14 protein-coding genes and 3 tRNA genes are annotated in these 18,887 nt (G+C 59.5%); 6 read left to right on the forward strand and 11 right to left on the reverse strand.

Annotated features, from left to right (window positions below; genetic code table 11):
• Positions 1-97: 97 nt before the first annotated feature.
• The 4 genes from ACH6CX_RS01740 to ACH6CX_RS01755 all read right to left on the reverse strand — a co-directional run bounded on the left by ACH6CX_RS01740 (position 98) and on the right by ACH6CX_RS01755 (position 6,327).
• Positions 98-2,821, reverse strand: coding sequence for a TonB-dependent receptor domain-containing protein (locus ACH6CX_RS01740; RefSeq protein ID WP_237061542.1), 2,724 nt, complete (start codon positions 2,819-2,821; stop codon positions 98-100).
• 118 nt (positions 2,822-2,939) lie between these two features.
• The gene (locus ACH6CX_RS01745) at positions 2,940-4,589 is read right to left on the reverse strand and encodes a serine/threonine protein kinase (RefSeq protein ID WP_334078859.1); all 1,650 of its coding nucleotides are present in this window, start codon (positions 4,587-4,589) and stop codon (positions 2,940-2,942) included.
• Between the two features lie 501 nt (positions 4,590-5,090).
• The gene (locus tag ACH6CX_RS01750) at positions 5,091-5,657 is read right to left on the reverse strand and encodes a DUF1285 domain-containing protein (RefSeq protein ID WP_232942637.1); all 567 of its coding nucleotides are present in this window, start codon (positions 5,655-5,657) and stop codon (positions 5,091-5,093) included.
• On the reverse strand, positions 5,650-6,327 hold the full coding sequence (locus ACH6CX_RS01755; protein ID WP_232942639.1) for a TetR/AcrR family transcriptional regulator: 678 nt from the start codon (positions 6,325-6,327) through the stop codon (positions 5,650-5,652). Before ACH6CX_RS01755 ends, ACH6CX_RS01750 begins: the two co-directional genes overlap by 8 nt.
• A 352-nt stretch (positions 6,328-6,679) precedes the next feature.
• Here ACH6CX_RS01755 and tesB point away from each other — a divergent pair, with 352 nt between their 5' ends.
• The 6 genes from tesB (at position 6,680) to ACH6CX_RS01785 (ending at position 11,798) form a co-directional block, all read left to right on the forward strand.
• Positions 6,680-7,525, forward strand: a complete 846-nt coding sequence (tesB, locus tag ACH6CX_RS01760; RefSeq protein ID WP_237061550.1) for an acyl-CoA thioesterase II — start codon at positions 6,680-6,682, stop codon at positions 7,523-7,525.
• Positions 7,526-7,595: 70 nt separating this feature from the next.
• Positions 7,596-7,672, forward strand: a tRNA-Pro gene (locus tag ACH6CX_RS01765).
• A gap of 152 nt (positions 7,673-7,824) precedes the next feature.
• Positions 7,825-9,066 carry a hypothetical protein gene (locus ACH6CX_RS01770; protein ID WP_232942643.1) on the forward strand — a complete coding sequence of 414 codons (1,242 nt, stop codon included), beginning with the start codon at positions 7,825-7,827 and terminating at the stop codon, positions 9,064-9,066.
• Positions 9,067-9,806: 740 nt separating this feature from the next.
• A tRNA-Cys gene (locus ACH6CX_RS01775) sits at positions 9,807-9,880 on the forward strand.
• A gap of 88 nt (positions 9,881-9,968) precedes the next feature.
• Positions 9,969-10,055 (forward strand) — tRNA-Leu (locus ACH6CX_RS01780).
• A gap of 411 nt (positions 10,056-10,466) precedes the next feature.
• Complete coding sequence (locus tag ACH6CX_RS01785) at positions 10,467-11,798, forward strand: S8 family serine peptidase (protein ID WP_237061559.1); 1,332 nt, start codon at positions 10,467-10,469, stop codon at positions 11,796-11,798.
• Positions 11,799-11,883: 85 nt separating this feature from the next.
• Here ACH6CX_RS01785 and pgsA read toward each other — a convergent pair whose 3' ends face one another.
• The 7 genes from pgsA to lpxK all read right to left on the reverse strand — a co-directional run bounded on the left by pgsA (position 11,884) and on the right by lpxK (position 18,884).
• On the reverse strand, positions 11,884-12,465 hold the full coding sequence (pgsA, locus tag ACH6CX_RS01790) for a CDP-diacylglycerol--glycerol-3-phosphate 3-phosphatidyltransferase (RefSeq protein ID WP_232942647.1): 582 nt from the start codon (positions 12,463-12,465) through the stop codon (positions 11,884-11,886).
• 98 nt (positions 12,466-12,563) lie between these two features.
• On the reverse strand, positions 12,564-14,411 hold the full coding sequence (uvrC, locus tag ACH6CX_RS01795) for an excinuclease ABC subunit UvrC (protein WP_232942649.1): 1,848 nt from the start codon (positions 14,409-14,411) through the stop codon (positions 12,564-12,566).
• A 57-nt stretch (positions 14,412-14,468) separates the two neighbouring features.
• Positions 14,469-15,122 (reverse strand): response regulator, encoded by a 654-nt coding sequence (locus tag ACH6CX_RS01800; protein WP_232942651.1) that lies wholly within the window; start codon positions 15,120-15,122, stop codon positions 14,469-14,471.
• Positions 15,123-15,408: 286 nt separating this feature from the next.
• Positions 15,409-16,044 (reverse strand): alpha-ketoglutarate-dependent dioxygenase AlkB family protein, encoded by a 636-nt coding sequence (locus ACH6CX_RS01805; RefSeq protein WP_396674466.1) that lies wholly within the window; start codon positions 16,042-16,044, stop codon positions 15,409-15,411.
• A gap of 27 nt (positions 16,045-16,071) precedes the next feature.
• Positions 16,072-17,088, reverse strand: coding sequence for a UDP-N-acetylmuramate dehydrogenase (murB, locus tag ACH6CX_RS01810; protein WP_396674468.1), 1,017 nt, complete (start codon positions 17,086-17,088; stop codon positions 16,072-16,074).
• Position 17,089: 1 nt separating this feature from the next.
• Positions 17,090-17,860: a 3-deoxy-manno-octulosonate cytidylyltransferase gene (gene kdsB, locus ACH6CX_RS01815; RefSeq protein ID WP_237061565.1), complete on the reverse strand. Its 771-nt coding sequence runs from the start codon at positions 17,858-17,860 to the stop codon at positions 17,090-17,092.
• Complete coding sequence (gene lpxK / locus ACH6CX_RS01820) at positions 17,853-18,884, reverse strand: tetraacyldisaccharide 4'-kinase (RefSeq protein WP_232942659.1); 1,032 nt, start codon at positions 18,882-18,884, stop codon at positions 17,853-17,855. The genes kdsB and lpxK overlap by 8 nt, the downstream gene beginning before the upstream one ends.
• Between the last annotated feature and the right edge of the window lie 3 nt (positions 18,885-18,887).

Here is an 18,887-nt window from a genome sequence, read left to right on the forward strand (position 1 = left end):
CAGCACTTCGACGACATCCGGACAATAAAAAACCGGGCGCTGGAACCAGCGCCCGGTTTAAGCTTGCCTGGTCTGCCTGGCAAGTCCCTGTTTGTTCTCAGAACTTGTACTGCGCGCTCAGGGCAAATGAGGATCCCGGCTGTTCTTCGTAAACGATGACGCCCTCCCGCTCGATCTCTACAGACTCATCCAGCAGGTTCTGCATCTTGGCCTTGATGGTTAACTCCTGGGTGGGATACCAGGAATAAGTCAGGTCCAGCGAGTGGAACGGCTGCTCGAATGCATCCGGCGAGCCGTTACGGCCGGCCAGGTACAGGCGCTCACCGAATACGTTGTAACCCAGGGTAGCCGCGTGGTAACCGTCGGGCGAATCAAAACCAACCAGCATATTGACCACGTAATCGGAAGCACCGGTCATTTCACGCACGGCGTTGGTCGGTGCGTCCGCCTCAGTGCCGGCAACCAGCTCTGACTCCTGCAGGGTGATATTGCCCTGGACAAAGAAACTGTCCATGGTTTCGCCCAGGAAGCCCATGGTCTTCAGGCCCTCAATCTCGACACCGGTGATCTCACCGGACTCGGCATTGATAATCTCCCGCGCGACGTTGGTATCACTGGAGCCCAGCTCGAAGAATTCGATCGGGTCGAGGATGTCCTTGTAGTAGGCAGAGAGAGTCAGGTTGTCGCCGTTGTCGAAGAACCACTCTGCGCGCAGGTCATAATTGGTGATCTCGGACGGGCGCGCACTGGGATTACCCTTGATCTGCTCATCGGTGATCGGGTCGATATAGATGGCATCGGTGATCTCACGCAGGTCGGGACGCACCGCGGTCTTGCTGGCACCAAAGCGCAGCTGGAAGGTTTCGGCCCAGAGATTACCAATATACGTCAGTGCCAGAGATGGATAGACCGCATCTTCGCTGAACGTTGCATCTTCCAGCTCCTGGCGATCCATGGTGACCTGCGGATCATCGATGGTGTAGCCGTAGGGGTTCCAGTCCAGCGCCACCTGGTTGTAGTCCTCCCAGCGGGCGCCGGCGGAGACACGCCAGGTTTCATTCAGTGTCCAGTCGAACTTCCCGAACGCGGCATCGGTCAGGGTTGCGGCGATATAGCTCTGGTTGTTTGCACCGGCGCGATCGAACACAAAGTTGTTGTTCGAGTCGGTGATGTTCTGGTCGCTGAGCACCTGGTCCAATGAACCGTTCAGGGAATCAACACTGTCGACATCCAGGGCACCCAGGCGGAATTCGGTCTCCTTGTAGGTACGCCCCTTCTCTGTGCGGGCAAAGCCACCGCTCAGCTCCAGTGTGGAAGAAGAGAACTGCAGCGGCAGGGTTGCAATCCAGCCATAATCCTTGACCGTGTCTTCCAGATCCGTAAAACGGAAACCTGAAGTATTGGTGCCAATGCTGACGGCCGAGCTGACAACTGCACCGGATTCGTCAGTAGTGGTATCTGCATTCACTGACACCTCATTGGGAATATCAGTGGCAGCGGTGGCTTCGGAATAGAACCAGTTGAACGCCAGGTCTTCCGGCACCCAGTTGAGCATGCCACCGGGCATCATTTCCCTGGTCTGGGCACCAACCACATGGCTGCCCTTGACCTGGTTAACAAACAGGTCGCGCTCTTCGTACTTGATGCTGTACTCACGGAAGCCCCGGCCGTCAGCGAGCTGGCGATTCTCGTTGAAGTAGTCGCGGATGGCAGTTTCGTCATCGGTATTGCGCAGGTACAGGCTGGTGCTGGAGATTTCGTGATCATCCCCATAACGGACACCCAGGTTCAGGTTACCGCTCAGGTCGACAGAATATGTGGACTTGTTCTGGGTATCGAATTGCTGGTCGGGCGAGCCGAAGCTGCGCTTGACACGCTCCTCTTCACGCCACTTGTTCTTGTAGGAACCCCCGGCCAGGAAGCCCACTTCTAGGTCATCACCGATATAGAAGCGATTGCCGACACTGCCCTTGATATCAGTATCCGGCTCACTTGATTCCTCCTCAATGGCGACATCGCGGTTGAGGTACAGCGCCATCTCACGATTCAGCTTCTGCGCCGCAGAGAAGGCATCCTGCGGGGAATCGTATTCAACGCCTTCTTTTTGCAGGGTATCCCGGATATCGGCTACACCCAGGCGCCCCTGGAAACGCTCCAGGTACCAGTCTATTTCACCGGCAAGTTCCCGCGCTCCATCGTCAGTGCCGAAATCATCATCGTCACCGCCACGATAGCTCAGCACATCCCCGTCGGTCTCCGAGTTCGTGCCGGTGCCGAGCTCAAGAGAATACGTCAGCGACTCCGGGATGCCCCTGGTGCGGATATCAACGTTACCGCCCCCAAAGGTCGCAGCCTTGTCGGCAGAATAGGATTTCTGCACGGCGAGGGAATCAACCACCGAGGTGGGGAAAATATCCAGGGGGATTACATTACGGGTCAGGTCCGGTGAAGGGACCGTAGCGCCATTCATGGTGGTGCTGGAATAGCGCTCACCCAGGCCGCGTACATAGACAAACTTGTCGCTTACCAGTGAAAGGCCGGAAACGCGGCGGAGAGCTGCGGCAACCGTGGAATCACCCACGCGCCCGATCATCTCCGAGCCCAGCACGTCAGTGACGACCTCTTCCTCCAGGCGCTCACTGACCAGCATCTCCGCCGAATCACGCAGGCGGCCCTGGACCATCACTTCTTCGATTTGCTGTGCTTGTGGAGCGGGAACATCATCCATCTCCACCTGGGCCCAGGCATTGGGCGTCAGGGTCGAGGCCGTGGCGATAGCCAGTACCAGCGGCGCTCTTTGAAACTTTTCGATCTTAACCATTTCCAGGCCTCTTATATTTCCTGTTGATCCTGCGGTAGAAGCAAACAGGGCGCCGACTCCCTTTGCGAAAGTGGCGCCCCGGGTGATCAGGGACCAGGCCCCCGATCAAGTGCCCTGCTTAGTTTGCAAACCACAGCGGCTCGCCGTCGTGCAGGCCGTAGGTCCAGCCCTGGGTCCAGTCCAGGTCACCCTGGCTCAGCGCACCGAAATAGGCGCGGGAGATTGGGCTGATGCTGATGGGTGCATCGTTGACCATCATGTTCCCGGTAGCGATGGAGAACACAGAGGGGGTGCCCTCGAGAAGCTGCAGCTGGGTAGCGTTCATTGCGGTCGGGTCAACGGCGCCGGTGATATCGGCGAAGACGTTGTTGTTGGCAACGGCCCACTCTTCCAGGGTCTGTGCGCCAACCGGGCCACCCTTGGTGCGATCTTCACAGGCGAAGATATTGGACTCGATCTGCAGTTCGGTACCCATTTCCGCTTCAACCAGGGTCTCCGGGTCTTCAACACGCAGGCAGTAGTTGCTGCCATCAACACCGGTAGTGTCCGCATTGAAGGAAGCCAACACCATGGAGTTGGTGATCTTCGGGAAGATGGCTTCACGGAAGCGCCAGCCGGCACCCGGATCGTGGGTAGCGGTATCAGCACCATTGGCGGAGATAATGCAGGTAAGCCCGTCGATGACCGGACGGCTGTTGATACCGGCAGAAATCATCGCATCAATAGTAGCGGCGTCTTTGTCATCGTAGCTGCCGATACCGTCAGACTCGATGCAATGGTTGCCATCGGTTTCCGCCTGGATTACCAGCGCGTTGGTGATGGAGCCGTTCCAGCCCTCGTCAATATCGATCGAGTCATCGCGCACGTACATGGCCAGGTAGTTTTCGAAGCTGACCGCGCCGCCGAACATCTCGATGCCGTCGTCGTAGGTGGAGTAAACCTGCAGGTTCTTGACAATGGTCTCGCCGCCCACGGCACTGAAGGTAATACCGTTCAGCTCGTCACCGTTGGCCACTTCCGCACCGGTGTGCTTGACTCGCACGTATTCCAGCTGGCCGGAGCTGTCACTGTTGTTGTCACCACCGTAGTTGGACTGGTCCTTGCCGGCAGCGCCTTCGGCCAGTACGTGACACTCGGAAGTGTTCAGGCTGGCGTCGTAGCTACACTTGTTGGTGATACCGAAACCATTGATCACCATGCCGCCCCACTGCTGTACCGCATCGAAGGCAACGGCGTTGTCAACGGCATCAGAGGTGGAAGTGAAAGTGATCGGGGCATCTGCAGTACCCACCGCGAACAGCTGGGAACCACGGTTAACGACCATGAACTTGGTGCTGTCCGGGAAGGCGATGGTGGAGCCGGCCTCGATGGTCAGCTTGGCGCCGTCGCCCCCTTCAGCAATGCCGGCCGCCGCCATGGTCGCATCGTCGTCGTAGTTGTTGCCGACAAACAGGCTGCCTTCAAAGATGTGAACACCACCGTTGTCCAGCGCAGGGATAAACAAGTCCTGGGTCAGGGCGTTACCGGAGTCAACAAAGCTCGCCGAGTAGGTGCAATTTGCACCGTCGAAGGAGCCCTGCATTACCTGCCCGCTCTCCTCGTAAGAAGCGCAAGGGTTATTTGCGTCGGTGGGAGTGCCACCGCTTACAGAATTGTCGACTGAATTGTCGACAGTCTCCGGCTCGATGCTGATACCACCGCTGTCGCAGCCGGCCAGCAGGGCGGCAATGGCCGCGGAAAGCAGCAGCTTCTTGTTCACGTGTTTCATGTTTCCCCCTAACGGAAGTGTTGCAAATTTGGGCAGCCAAAATTCTGACTTTTTTCTTCAGCTGTGCGTCCTGAATCCAAAAGCGTTTTTTCAGCAACCCGGAAACCTTAAATTTTTTGTTCGCCTTGGCGATTCGGACGAGGGGGAGTGTAGGAATGCATTGTTGCGAAAATGTTACTTTTCGGTTGTTTTCCAAAAAAACTTGCAACATCTGGCATGAATAGAAACAAAGATTACACTTATGTTGCGCCCATGTTTCAATCGAATAGTAATCGATCAAATGCAGGACAAATTCTATTCGGGGGAGATACAGCCAGAGGGCAACGGGGAAAAATTGCGGTTGGAATTAGCAGCGTTACCTGGCCGGTAAGACAAAAAAAGTGAAGCCACTTTTAATGTCCCGTACTGGTCGGGCGGAGGAAGACAGGGATCTCTATCGGGCAGGCAATAGGAATATAATTGCGCAAGGGAACCGGCTTCCGGCAGCCGGGGCGCTGCTACTCAGTATTGCCCCAGCGGCCATTCGCCTCCAGCACTCTTGATGACAAGGGTATCCTGTGGTCCCTCTGCGGGCGTCGCGGCCCAGCCGACGAGTTCGTAATAGACGTCACGGGAAATCCGGGCGAATAACCCGTTGCGCACTTCTATATAGGGAATGGGTTGCGGCGGACGGCCAAACGGACGCAGCTCCCACTGGTGTTCCGCATCCAGGGGCACCACGTCGCCGGTATTGGTGGTGAAGAGCAGCTTGTCCTCGCCGTGCTGCGAGTCACCCTCCTTTCCGCGTGCGACCTGGGTAGCGAGGAATGGCACATCCTCAACCCGGATACGCCATTTCTCCACCGGGGTTACCAGGAAGTACTCATCGCCCTCGCGCTTCAGGATACTGGCAAAGAGGTTCACCAGCGGCTTGCGGCGGATGACAGTGCCCTCGTGTACCCAGTTTCCGTCGCGACGAATGAGCATGTCCATATCGCCGCAGAGGTCCGGGTTCCAATCGGAGACTGGTGGATGCCCGCTGAACTCTTCCTGTAAGCGCTGCAGTTGCTGGAACAGGGGTTCAGCCAAAAGAGGAACTCGCGCTACCTTCTGACGGGGAGCCACCTTCAGGCCGGCGGCCGGACACGTCACCAATATGGACACCCACATCCATAATGAACTCCATCAGTCCCTCACGGTCCTCGATCACATCGGCAAAGGACCGGGAGTGGTAGAGTTCGACGGCGCCCTGTACCAGGGCCCAGTATGTGGAATAGTAGAAGTAGGCTGGCACCTTCTTGAGCACGCCCTGCTCCATCCGGCGCTCGAATACGCGGTTCAGTGCCGACGCATTGGAGTTACGGATGGCATGGAGTTCGGCGATCATTTCCGGGGCCAGGTTCAGTGCAATGATTTTCTCTTCGAGGCGCTGGAACAGGCGGTCCTTTGCCGGGTCGGCCATCCGCGATTCGAAGTAGGCGCGGGCCGGGGCGGTAATGTCTCCCTGCTCTGCCGTCGCTACGGCGGACTTGAGGCGCTCGGTCAGGGCCTTTTCGTAGTCCATCAGCAGGCGCATGTATATCTCTGTCTTGGAGATAAAATGCTTATAGATGGTGCCCTTGCCGATATCGACCCGCTCGGCGATCTGCTCGACAGTAACCTTCTCCTCGCCATGCTCGAGTAACAGTTCGAGCGCTGCATCAAGGATCCGCTGCTCCCTCGCGCGGAAGCGCTGAACCTTCTCCTTTGCCTTATCCATACTTCCGACCTTAGGTGCCATACGGTTTTGAGACTGAAATTGACTATCCATTCATGAATGATAGGCAATTAGTGGACATTGGAAAAGCGTTGCGGGGGACTTTGTGTGGAAAGCGCCGCTCGATCACGCGCCCCGCCGCCCCCGGAAGCCCTTGCGTCGGCATGGGCTGGGCCCAACCCAGTCGCATATGGCGCCAACAGGTCCATCATGGCCCGCTAAAGGAACATCCATACTGAGCAGATTGGTAATGGTCGTACCCTCCCGGGTTGTTATCATGCGCCGCTGGAATGCCCTCGGTTACTGGCCAATACTCAGACCGGGGCGATGGATCACTCAGAAAGTAAGGCACACAATGGAAAAACTGAGCAAGCTGCTGGACGTAGAGGAGCTGGACCGGAATCTGTTCCGCAGCCGACAGCACGTGGAAAATTACCGCAAGGTGTTGTTCGGCGGCCAGGTGCTGGGACAGGCCCTGACAGCGGCCACCCGTACTGTTGAGAACCGCCTGCCCCACTCCCTGCACGCCTACTTCCTGCGTCCCGGCAGCAGCGACCTGCCCGTGATCTACGACGTGGACCCGATCCGGGATGGCGGCAGCTTTACCACCCGGCGAGTGGTGGCCAAACAGCACGGACGTGCCATTTTCAACATGTCGGCGTCCTTCCAGATCCAGGAGCCGGGCTTTGACCACCAGGTGGACATGCCTACCGACGATGTCCCCGACCCGGAGTCGCTGAAGAACACCCAGCAGCTGGCTGAGGAGGCCGGGCTGGTCAGCGAGGCCCACGACCAGCGGCGCTATATGATCGATTTCCGCCCGGTGGACCCAGAGAGTTATTTCGACCGCAAGCAGCGCGAGGCCCGCTGCATGTTCTGGTTGCGGGCCGAGGGAGAGATGTCGGATGACCCGCTGGAGCACCGCTGTGCCCTCTCCTACGCCTCTGACCTGGCGCTGCTGGGGACCAGCCTGCAACCCCACCCCATCTCCCTGTTCGACCCGCACCTGATGCCCGCGAGCCTGGACCACGCCATGTGGTTCCACCGGGACTTCAGGGCGGATGACTGGCTGCTCTACGTCACTGACAGCCCTTCCGCCAGCGGTGCCCGGGGCTTCTGCCGGGGCCAGCTGTTCACCCGCGACGGTGTACTGGTGGCGTCCACCGCCCAGGAGGGGCTGATCCGGCAAATTAAAAAGTAAATCAATGGTTTACAAGTGGAAAACGGCTGTTATAATGCCGCTCGCTTCGTTGATGAGGCGACACACAAATCGGTGAGTAGCGCAGCCTGGTAGCGCACTTCCTTCGGGAGGAAGGGGTCGGAGGTTCGAATCCTCTCTCACCGACCAATTACGAAAAGCCCGCTTTATAGCGGGCTTTTTTTATGCCGTGTGAAACCCATTCCCCTCTCGAATCATCACTTCGGTTGCCTCAATCCAGATGGCACCGTTACCCTCTTGCGCTGTCCAATCCCACTGACAACCTCACAGCGACAGGAAAGATGTTTAGAAAACTGCACTCCCTGCTGGGCCCGCTTCTCGTCTGTACGGTATTTGCCATATCTACGCCAGCCGCAAGCAGCGAAACCTTCAAGCTGCTGTACCAGGCAGAAATCCAGCCCGAATCGGGCCGCGCCCTGGTCGAAATCCGGCTGGAGGGTGAAAAGTTACCCCGCAAACTGGAACTGCATCTCAACCCTGAGCGCCACCAGGAACTGGAAAGCGACGGTGACCTGGAGGTCAATGGTGACGAGGCGGTGTGGCACCCCAAGGGTAAATCTGCCAGCCTGCGCTACCAGTTCACAATCAACGAACAGAAGGGATCCGGCAGTTTTGATTCCCGCATTACTGACAAATGGTCAATCCTGCGCAGTGACAAGCTGATCCCGCCGATTTCCGCCACTATGGAGAGTGGCCTGCGGTCCCGGGCCGAGCTGAAACTGGTACTGCCCGAGGACTGGTCGTCCGCCCTGCCCTACAAGGAAATTGCGGACGACCACTACCGTATCAAGGATCCTGGCCGGCGCTTCAAGCGGCCCAAGGGCTGGATGATCGTGGGCCGGATTGGCAGCCGGCAGGACATCATTGATGGCGTGGACACCACTGTCGCCGCCCCGCTGGGCCAGAATGTGCGTCGCCAGGACACCCTGGCTTTCCTCAACTGGAACCTGCCTGAGCTCAAGAAGGTATTCCCGGAATTCCCGCAACACCTGCTGATCGTCAGCGCTGACGATCCCATGTGGCGGGGTGGCCTGTCGGGCACCCGCTCACTCTTTATGCACTCCGACCGCCCATTGATCAGCGGGAACCGCACCAGCAGCATGATCCACGAACTGGTGCATGTGGCCACCGGAATCCGCGGCGACCACCAGAGTGACTGGATCGTGGAGGGCCTGGCCGAGTTCTACTCCCTGGAGATCCTGCGGCGCACCGGGGGCATCAGTGAGCGCCGCTACCAGGGAGCAGTTGATGAACTGGAGGAATGGGGCAAGGAAGCCCCGACATTGCTGGTCAAGCGCTCGTCCGGGCCTGTCACCGCACGGGCGGTCGGTATCATGCGCCAGCTGGACCGTGAAATCCGCGCGGCCACCGATGGGAAAGCAAGCATTGACGACGTGGCCCGGGCACTGGCTGAAGACCGGGGCAAGGTAACCCTGGCCCGGTTCCGCAAGCTGGCCGAGGAAGCCGCCGGTCGACCGGTCAAGGCCCTGGACAAGGACAACCTCCGCGACGCGGAACAGTGAGCAAATGACAGGCAAAAAAAAGCCCTGACGACGGGGGGGGGGGAGAGCGTCAGGGCCAAGACCATTAGGAGTGAAACTTGGAGGATTTCATCCTTGCTACACAGCGGACAGCTGCCGTATGGGGCGCGTCCTACCGGCATTACTGAGCACCTTGGGGGGGAATGTGCTAGCCAGTTAAAGCAAGTATTGGCGAAGTCGACGGGATTGCCAGTACGGCCAGTAGAAAATCTTAGAACAATTGGTAATAGTTTAGAGCGCGTCCATAGAGAATGCGCTTAAAACACGCCAGCAGCCCACACGCCAGGTGCCGGGATGCGGATAGCGGATGAGCGGCCCCCTCTCACGCAAGAACGCTTGACTAATCGCGCCCAATCCCTAGAATAGCGCCTTCTTCGCACCCGTGCGGAGACGTAAGTATAAGAAAATGCTGGGATTTTTCGGCTCCATCCGGTAGAATCCAGCGCGTTTTCAAGCCCGCTGACGCGGACGCTCTTGATTCAAGAGCACACAATATGGCCAGGTGGCAGAGTGGTTACGCAGTGAACTGCAACTACAGCGCCAGCGGCCAGATACAAGCGCCGGTTACGCTCGAACCGGAGGCTGAAGTTTCGACAGAGCACACAATATGGCCAGGTGGCAGAGTGGTTACGCAGTGAACTGCAACTACAGCGCCAGCGGCCAGATACAAGCGCCGGTTACGCTCGAACCGGCGGCTGAAGTTTCGACAGGGCACACAATATGGCTAGGTGGCAGAGTGGTTATGCAGCGGACTGCAACTCCGTGTACGCCGGTTCGATTCCGACCCTAGCCTCCATATTCCCCTCACCTGCCCGAATCGCGGCGGGTGATTCGCGAGAGCTCCCCCTGCGGATAACCGCAATACCACCTGCTCTCGCAACCCTGCCCGGGTGGTGGAATCGGTAGACACAGGAGACTTAAAATCTCCCGGCCTTACGGCCGTGCCGGTTCAAGTCCGGCCCCGGGCACCAATCCCTGCGTCCACTCCTGCGCGACCAACGCCACTATTCCCCGACCGGATCCAGGCCCTGCATTCAAGCCAGCCCACAAGAAACAAAAGCCCAGGTTTAGCCCGTTAACTTCCACGCCCCAATCAGCACCAGGCTGATGACACTGCGCGGGCAACTTACCTGGTACCATCTTCAAAGATTGGGGTTTCGAATCCAGACTCAATGCGCGCCATTAACGAATGCGCATCCTACCATCTCCACTTCCTGATCAAACTTTATTGTTATTTGGTCAAATAATATTTACTCGTACCCGAGCGACCGTTTAGATAGGTACAAGCGCCACTGCGCTGTTTTAAGCGACTTCTCAGGAGTTCGCGGTAGGGAAGCCGCCACCAAAATAAAGTTCGAATAAGCATTGAAGGAAGGAACCCTATGTTACGCAAGCAATTTATCGCGCTCGCCTCGACGCTGGCGATGGGCATAACCGCCTCGCCGGCGGCCCTCTCAGAATCGTGGGTAGTGGTCGCCCATGGCAACGACGTAAAACAGCAGACACTCGACGAGATAGCCGCAGCAGGCGGCACCGTAACCCGCCACATGCCGCAAATCGGTGTGCTCAAGGTCGAGGCCGGCAGCAATTTTGGCGAAATTGCCCGCACAATTTCCGGGGTAAAGCACCTGAGTGCCGACAACACCTTCCAGTTCTATGAGCCGGTAACTTTCGATGGCCCTACCCTGGACTACGCCGGCAACCCGCCCAGCAGCGGCGATGATGATTTCTTTTTTGACCTGCAGTGGGGACACGACGCAGTCAATGCACCCGAGGCCTGGAATGCAGGCTTTACCGGCCGGGGTGTGCGCGTCGCCGTGATCGATGGCGGCTTTGATATGGACCACCCGGACCTCGCACCGAATATCGACTACAACGCTAGTGCCGATTTCACCGGCGAGGGCATCGGCTACAGCTTTGATGACGCCTTCAGTCACGGCACCCATGTGGCGGGTACCGTCGCCGCGGCCGACAATGCCTTCGGTACAATCGGTGTCGCCCCCGAAGCCACGCTGATCCTGCTGAAAGCCCTGGGCGATGCAGGCACCGGTTCGTTTGCCGATGTGGCCGCGGCCATCGTGCATGCTGCAGACGTCGATGCGGACGTGATCAATATGAGCCTCGGGGCGTCCTTCCCAGCCAGTGATGAGGGTGCTGCGGCGCTGAAGGTAATGATGTCCAGGGCCACGAATTACGCCCATCACGCCGGGGTAACCATCATCACTTCGGCCGGCAACGATGCGCGCGACGGCGACAAGGATACCAACGTGGTTACCCTGCCCGCCGATTCGCCCCACGCAATCTCTATCTCCGCCACCGGCCCCAAGGGATGGGCAGCCGGCGAGGAAAACCTTAACCAGCTGGCAGTCTACTCAAACTACGGCCAGTCGCTGATCGACTTTGCCGCACCGGGTGGCGACTACGAGTACTACTTTACCAACCCGGAGCCGGCCTGTGCGGTTGCCGGTTTAGTGCGCTCCTGCGGAGTGTTTGATTTCGTATTCAGCACCGGCAACGGAGGCTGGTACTGGTCCGTGGGCACCAGCATGGCCTCTCCGCATGCCGCCGGCGTTGCCGCCCTGATGATCGAAGCGAATGGTGGCTCTATGCATCCGGCCCAGGTAGTGGCAGACATGGCCCAGCAGGCGCTGGACCTGGGCAAGCCTGGCAATGATGACGATTTCGGTGGCGGGATGCTGCAGGCACCGCACTAAACCATCACCGGCAGTTGCAACAAAAAAGGCCCGTACCAACGGTACGGGCCTTTTTCGTGCTGGATTTTTTCATTACATCCTGCGGCTATTCGCCAGCACTTTCATCCTTGCTCTCACCACTATCCATCAATGCCGGCCAGGCGGCGCGCAGGTAGATGAACATCGACCAGAGCGTAAGCGCAGCGGCGGTGTACAGGAGGATGTAGCCGATCGTCTCCATCACCGGGTATTCCCGCACGTCAAATGCCAGCAATACGATGATTGCAGCCATCTGTGCCGTGGTTTTTACCTTGCCAATAAAGGAGACCGCAACGCTGCTGCGCAGGCCCAGCCCCGCCATCCACTCTCGCAGTGCCGACACCGCGATCTCGCGACCGATAATCACGGCTGCCGCAATAGTAAACCAGGCATTCTGGTGCAGGCCCACCAGGAGGACCAGCGCGGTCGCCACCATGAGCTTGTCCGCCACCGGGTCCAGGAAGGCCCCAAATGGCGTGCTCTGGTTCATCTTGCGGGCGATATAGCCATCCAGCCAGTCAGTGATGGCGGCGAGGGAAAAAATAACGGCGGAGGCCAGGTAGCTCCACTTGTACGGCAGAAAGAATACCAGTACCAGGACTGGTATCAGTGCGACTCGAAAGAGCGTCAGTTGATTGGCGAGTGTCATGCTTTTCCCTGTACTTACGGTGCGGGTACGTTACCAAGTCGCCACTGAAAAAGAAACTTTAAGCGCCCCGCAGTCACGTGCCGACAACAAACGGAACCTCAATGGCTGTGCAACGCCGAGTATATATCCTCTGCCAGCTTACGGCTCACCCCTTCAACCGCGGCGATTTCCTGTACGGTTGCGCGCCGGATTTCCTGCAGGCCGCCAAAGTGACGCAGCAGGGCACGCCGCCGGGCCGGGCCGACGCCGGCAATGCCCTCAAGGGGGGACTCGCGGCGCTTCTTGTCGCGCCTCTGCCGGTGCCCGGTAATGGCAAAGCGATGCGCCTCATCCCGTACCTGCTGGATCAGGTGCAGCGCTGGCGAATCGGCCGCAAGCACCAGCTCGCGACCGCCCGCAACCACGTATAAGGTTTCAAAGCCTGCCTTGCGGGTGGTGCCCTTGGCCACGCCGACAATCTGCACGCCGACGACACCCAGGGCATTCAGTGTATCCACGGCCTGTCGCACCTGGCCCTTGCCGCCGTCGATCAGGAGGATATTCGGGAACTTGCCCTCCCCGCTCGACAGTCGTGTGTAGCGCCGCTTGAGTGCCTGGGCCATGGCCGCATAATCATCACCGGCCTGGATGTCGTCGATATTGAAGCGGCGATAGTCAGACTTCACCGCCCCGCCGGTGTCGAATACAACACACGAGGCCACAGTGGCTTCGCCACTGGAATGACTGATATCAAAGCACTCCAGGCGCTCCGGTAGCTGCTCCAGTTCCAGCACCTCCTGCAACGCCTCAAACCGGCTTTGCAGCTTCTGCTGGGCCGCGGTACGGCTGCCGAGGTTCTGCGCCGCAGCCTGTTGCGCCATGGTGACCCAGGTAGCGCGGTTGCCGCGTAATTTATGGGAGATGGTAACCTCGCGACCAGCCTGCTGGCCCAGAGCCTCCTGCAGCGCTTCCCGGTCCTCCATGTCCTCGGAGGTGAGAATCTCGCGCGGCACCTCCCGCTGGCTGCCGAGGTAAAACTGGGGAATAAAGGCCGACAACAATTCACTGCTATCGAGACCGAGCCGTTCGGCCGGGAAGAAGCTGCGGCTGCCGAGGATACGCCCCTGGCGGATAAACAACACATGCACACAGCAGGCACCACCCTCAGTGGCCACACCCATGACATCGGCGTTGCCAGTGGAGCGCTCGGCCACCTGGTCGGCCTGGAGGCGGCGCAGGTCGGCAATCTGGTCGCGCAACCGGGCAGCCCGTTCAAACTCGAGCTCGCGCGAGGCCGTATCCATCTGGTCGGCCAGCTCGCGCAGGATGGTGTCGCTCTTGCCCGCCAGGAACATCTCCGCGTGGCGCACGTCAGCTCGATAGTCCTCCTCGCTGATAAAGTTCACGCAAGGGGCTGTGCAGCGCGCGATCTGGTACTGCAGGCAGGGCCGCGATCGGTTGCGGAAAACACTGTCCTCGCAGGAGCGGATACGAAAGGTCTTCTGCAGGAAGTTGAGGCTGTCCCGTACCGATGAGGCATTCGGGTAGGGACCGAAATACTGCCCCTTTTTCCGTTTGGCGCCGCGATGGAAAGCAATCCTGGGGAAGGTATCGGCACTGGAGAGAAAGATATAGGGATAACCCTTGTCATCCTTCAGCATCACATTGTAGGGCGGATGCTGCGACTTGATCAGGCTCTGTTCCAGCACCAGGGCCTCAGTCTCGCTGCGGGTGACAGTAATTTCTATGCTGTTGATGCGCTGGACCAGGGCCATGGTCTTGGCCGTCAGGCCCGAAGCACGGAAATAGCTGGACAGCCGGCTGCGGAGGTTCTTGGCCTTGCCGACGTACAGGATACGCCCCTCCGCGTCGAACATCTGGTAGACGCCAGGCTTACGGGTAACGGATTGCAGGAAACGCTTGCTGTCGAAGGGATGAACAGTGCTCGAAGCGTCACTATCTGTCATGGATTTCGCCAATTACTGCTGAGCGGAATACAAAGTGAGCCAATTCCCCCGGGGAATTCAGAGCACTGCTTCGGGATCCAGGACCTGGTACTTGACCGCCAGCAGTGTCAACTCGACGTCACTGTGGATACCGAGCTTATCGAAAATACGGTAGCGATAGCTGTTCACTGTCTTCGGGCTGACAGCAAGTGTCGCCGCGATATCAGCCACCTTGCTGCCATTCACGATCATGGTGGCAGTCTGCAGCTCGCGCTCGGAAAGGTCGTCAAACGGAGAGGACTTGCTGGAATTGCCATTCACCTTCCGCAGTGCCATTTTCATGGCAACCGAGCTGCTGAGGTAGACGTTGCCGGAGTGGACTGTCCGAATGGCCTTGACCATCTCTTCCAGGTCGGCGCCCTTGGTGACATAACCCAGCGCACCGGCCTGCATCAGCCGATCCGGGAACATTTCGTCATCCAGGGCACTGACTGCCACAACACGGGATTCCGGGCAGCGCAGCAGCAGTTTACGGGTGGCCTCCATCCCTCCCATGCCCGGCATCTTGACATCCATCAGGATGACATCCACCGGCTGCTGGCGAACAAAAGCGAGTGCGTCCTCGCCACTGCTGGCCTGGCCGACGACTTCAATATCAGAGACGTCACCGAGCATGCGCGAGATTCCCATGCGCACCAGATCGTGATCGTCAACCACTAAGACTTTGATCAATTTAGCCCCAACTACGGATTATGCAGGTTCCGAACCTTCCCTTGTCCGGGCTTGCATTCTTTTTTACAGATTTTTATACCCGGCCGACATCACCGCCGGGCGAATCCACAGAGCCTGCAGTCAAAATACCAGACAAATCACCGGGTGCAAAGATACCTACATCACGCAGTGGGAGCGACAGTCATGTCCGCTGCTAACCAATCTGTCCCAATATAACCAAATGACATGAAAGGTCGTCCCACAGAGCCGTTCTTCGTGTCGGCGCCCCCGAAAGACGACGGCAGGCTTAGCCGGGAAAGGTACGGAAGGTCAGGCTGACGCGCTGCGCCAGGGCCCTGCGGGACTTGGCCACCTGGTGCAACCAGTGCCCCTGGACCGCGCCGGAGGTCAACAACAACGTCCCCTGCCCCAGCTCCAGGCTGGTGCGCCCGCCTCCATCACGCCGCTTGAATGCCAGCCGCCGGGGCGCCCCCAGGCTGAGGGTGGCGATTACCGGGTGCGGTCCCATCTCGCGTTCGTCATCAGCGTGCCAGCCCATGCTGTCGGATCCGCCACGATAATGGTTGGCCAGCACCGAATTGAAATGGAAACCGCAGGACTTCAGCCGGGTGCGAACCCGCACCAGTGGCCCGATCCAGGCCTGCGCCACCTGCTCCAGGCCCGACCAGCGGTAAGTGATACCCGGGTCGGCGACGAACGCGTGGCGCCGGGGAATCGGGTGACTGCGGCCGAACATGCGTATCTCGGGTTGGTCCCACTGCAACTGGCCGAGGCAGGCATGCATCAGGGCGGACTCCTCAGCGCGACCCAGCCAGTGCGGGATCAGCAGGCCGCTGCCGGGCTCCAGGTGGACCCACTCCGCGTCCGCCCAGCTGGCGGCCAGCTTACCGGCCGTTGCCCGGAAGGCATCTTCGTCCAGCATCTGCCAGGCCTCCGCAGTCGCTACCGGTCAGGGATAGAACCGGGGTTCAGGCTCGAGCTCCACACCGTACTTTGCGTGAATATCGGCGGCGATCTCCTGTGCCAATCCGGTCACTTCGGCCCCTGCGCCGTGGCCCGGGTTCACCAGCACCAGTGCCTGTCGCTCGTGCACGCCCACTGCACCCTGCCTCTTACCCCGCCAGCCGGCACGATCAATCAGCCACCCTGCCGCCAACTTCCAGCGTTCACCCACCTCGTAGGCGACCAGGTCGGGATGCGCCTTTTTAAGTTCGCGGTAGAGGTCGCCGTCGATAATGGGATTCTTGAAAAAGCTGCCGGCATTGGGGATCTGTGCCGGATCGGGCAGCTTGCTGTTACGTACAGCGATAACGGCCTCTGCTACAGCGCGCGGCGTCAGGCCGCTGCTATCAATCTGTTGCTCACGGAAATACTGTTGCAGGGCCGGGTAATCAACCCGCGGATGCCACTCACCGTGGAGCTCCAGGCTCACGCTGGTAATGATGTACTGGTCTCGTGCCCTGCCCTTGAAGACACTGTCACGGTAACCGAACTCGCAGTCTGAGGCGGAAAAAATGTGTATTTCGCCAGTGGCGATATGCAGCGCCTCGAGGCTGCTGAAGCTATCCCGCAACTCTACGCCGTATGCGCCAATATTCTGGATCGGCGCGGCACCAATCCGGCCGGGAATAAGGGCCAGGTTTTCCAGCCCGCCCAAACCACGGTCCACAGTTGCCATTACCAGCTGGTGCCAGTTTTCCCCGGCCCCTGCCGTCACCAGGGTGCGCTCGCCCTGCTCGCGGACTTCCAGGCCCGGATTGTCCAGGTGAATCACCAGCCCGGGGAAATTGCCCGTCAACACGATATTGCTGCCGCCACCAAGCGGCAGGATCGGGAGTTTTTTCCGGCGCGCGAACTCCAGAGCCTCACGCAGCTGGTCAAGGTTCTCCACCTGCGCGAAGTGTGCTGCCCGGGCAGCAATAGCCAGGGTGTTATAGGGCTGCAGGTCTACATCGGCCTGGATCATGTTACTCCGCCAGCAGGGTACGCATGCGCTGCAGGTCCTGCTCCGTATCCACACCACCGGGAACGTCTTCACAGGCATCAGCCACGTGGATGCTCTCATCGTGATAGAGGAAACGGAGCTGCTCCAGGGATTCAAGCCGCTCCAGCGGTGCCACCTCCCAGCTGACAAACTTTTCCAGCAGGGCCACCCGGTAGCCATAGATACCGATATGGCGGCGCGGGACAAAGCCTTCAGGCAGCGCACCCTGCTGCACGGCAAAGGCATCCCGCGGCCAGGGAATCGGCGCACGGGAGAAATACCGGGCCAGGCCGGATTCCGCCGTCACAACCTTGACGATATTGGGGTTCAGGAAGTCATCCACATCCCGGATGGGCTCCGCCAGTGTGGCCACGCCGGCTGCGGGGTTGCCAGCCAGGTTGGCTGCCACCTGGTCAATCACTGCCGGGGGGATCAGGGGTTCATCACCCTGCACATTCACCAGGATGCGCTCCCCGGGCAGCGCCAGGCTGCGGGCCACCTCGTGAAGGCGATCCGTACCCGACACATGGTCAGCAGAGGTCATGCAGACCTCGCCACCGAAAGCCCGCACGGCTTCAGCCACGCGCATATCATCGGTGGCGACAAACACCCGTTCGGCGGCACTTTCCGCCGCCCGTTCGTAGACGCGCTGCACCATCGACTTGCCGGCGATGTCCGCCAGTGGCTTGCCCGGCAGCCGGCTGGAACCGTAGCGCGCGGGAATTACAACATCGAAAGGAACGGGCTCACTCATCGCTGGAAAAGTCTTGCAGGTGTTGGTGGATTCTCTGGTAGAAAAGGTCCGGCAGGATGGCGCGCACTTCCAGTGCCCACCAGTGGCCCTGCCAGAAATCGCGGCACTTTACCGCGTCTTTCATGGTCATGATCACCGGCGTTTCACCATCGAAATGCAGCTCCTGGGGACTGAACTGGTGGTGGTCGGCAAATGCCTGCTCCATTACCTGGTATCCCATCTGGCGCAGCTCGCGGAAGAAACGCTGCGGGTTGCCGATGGCCGCCACCGCATGGCATGGCCCCACTTCCGGACCCGAGGCCAGCTTGAGCGTGGATGTCTGGTCCAGGTTGAACTGGTGCCAGCTGGCCGGCCGCAGGTTCATGGCAAAATCAATCTGGTCCCCGCAGTACTCTTCTACCCGCTCCTCGGGCTCGCCATTCACCACCACAATATCGACGCTTTCGAGGCGCTCCGGTGGCTCGCGCAACGGGCCCCGCGGCAACAGGTGGCGGTTCCCCAGCCCGCGCTGGCCGTCGATCACACAGATCTCCAGGCTGCGCCACAGGCCATAGTGCTGGAGGCCGTCATCGGAGAGAATGACATCGCACTGGTGATAATCCACCAGTGCCCGGGCCGCCTCATTGCGATCCGGCGAGACCATAACCGGCAGGCCGGTAATCAGGTGCAGCATCAGCGGCTCATCGCCGGATTCGAGCGGATGGGACTGCGCGGTGACCTGGTACGGGTACTCTTTCGCCCGGCCGCCATAGCCGCGGCTGACGATACCGGGATTGAAGCCGCGCTCCCCCAGCCAGCGCGCCAGCTCCGCCACCAGCGGCGTCTTGCCGGCACCACCGACGGTGATATTGCCTACCACGATTACCGGTACCGGCAGCGGTTCCGGGGGGCTTTCGCGAAAAGCGCGCCGGCGGAAGCCCGTGACCGCCCGGTAGATGGCTGACAACGGGGTAAGGAGTGCCGTCGGGGAGAGCCGCTCCCGGTCCGGATACCAGTGCTTGTTGAACCAGTCTTCCATCGACATCCG

The sequence above is a fragment of the Microbulbifer sp. JSM ZJ756 genome, assembly GCF_044383805.1.
Classification (GTDB): domain Bacteria; phylum Pseudomonadota; class Gammaproteobacteria; order Pseudomonadales; family Cellvibrionaceae; genus Microbulbifer; species Microbulbifer zhoushanensis.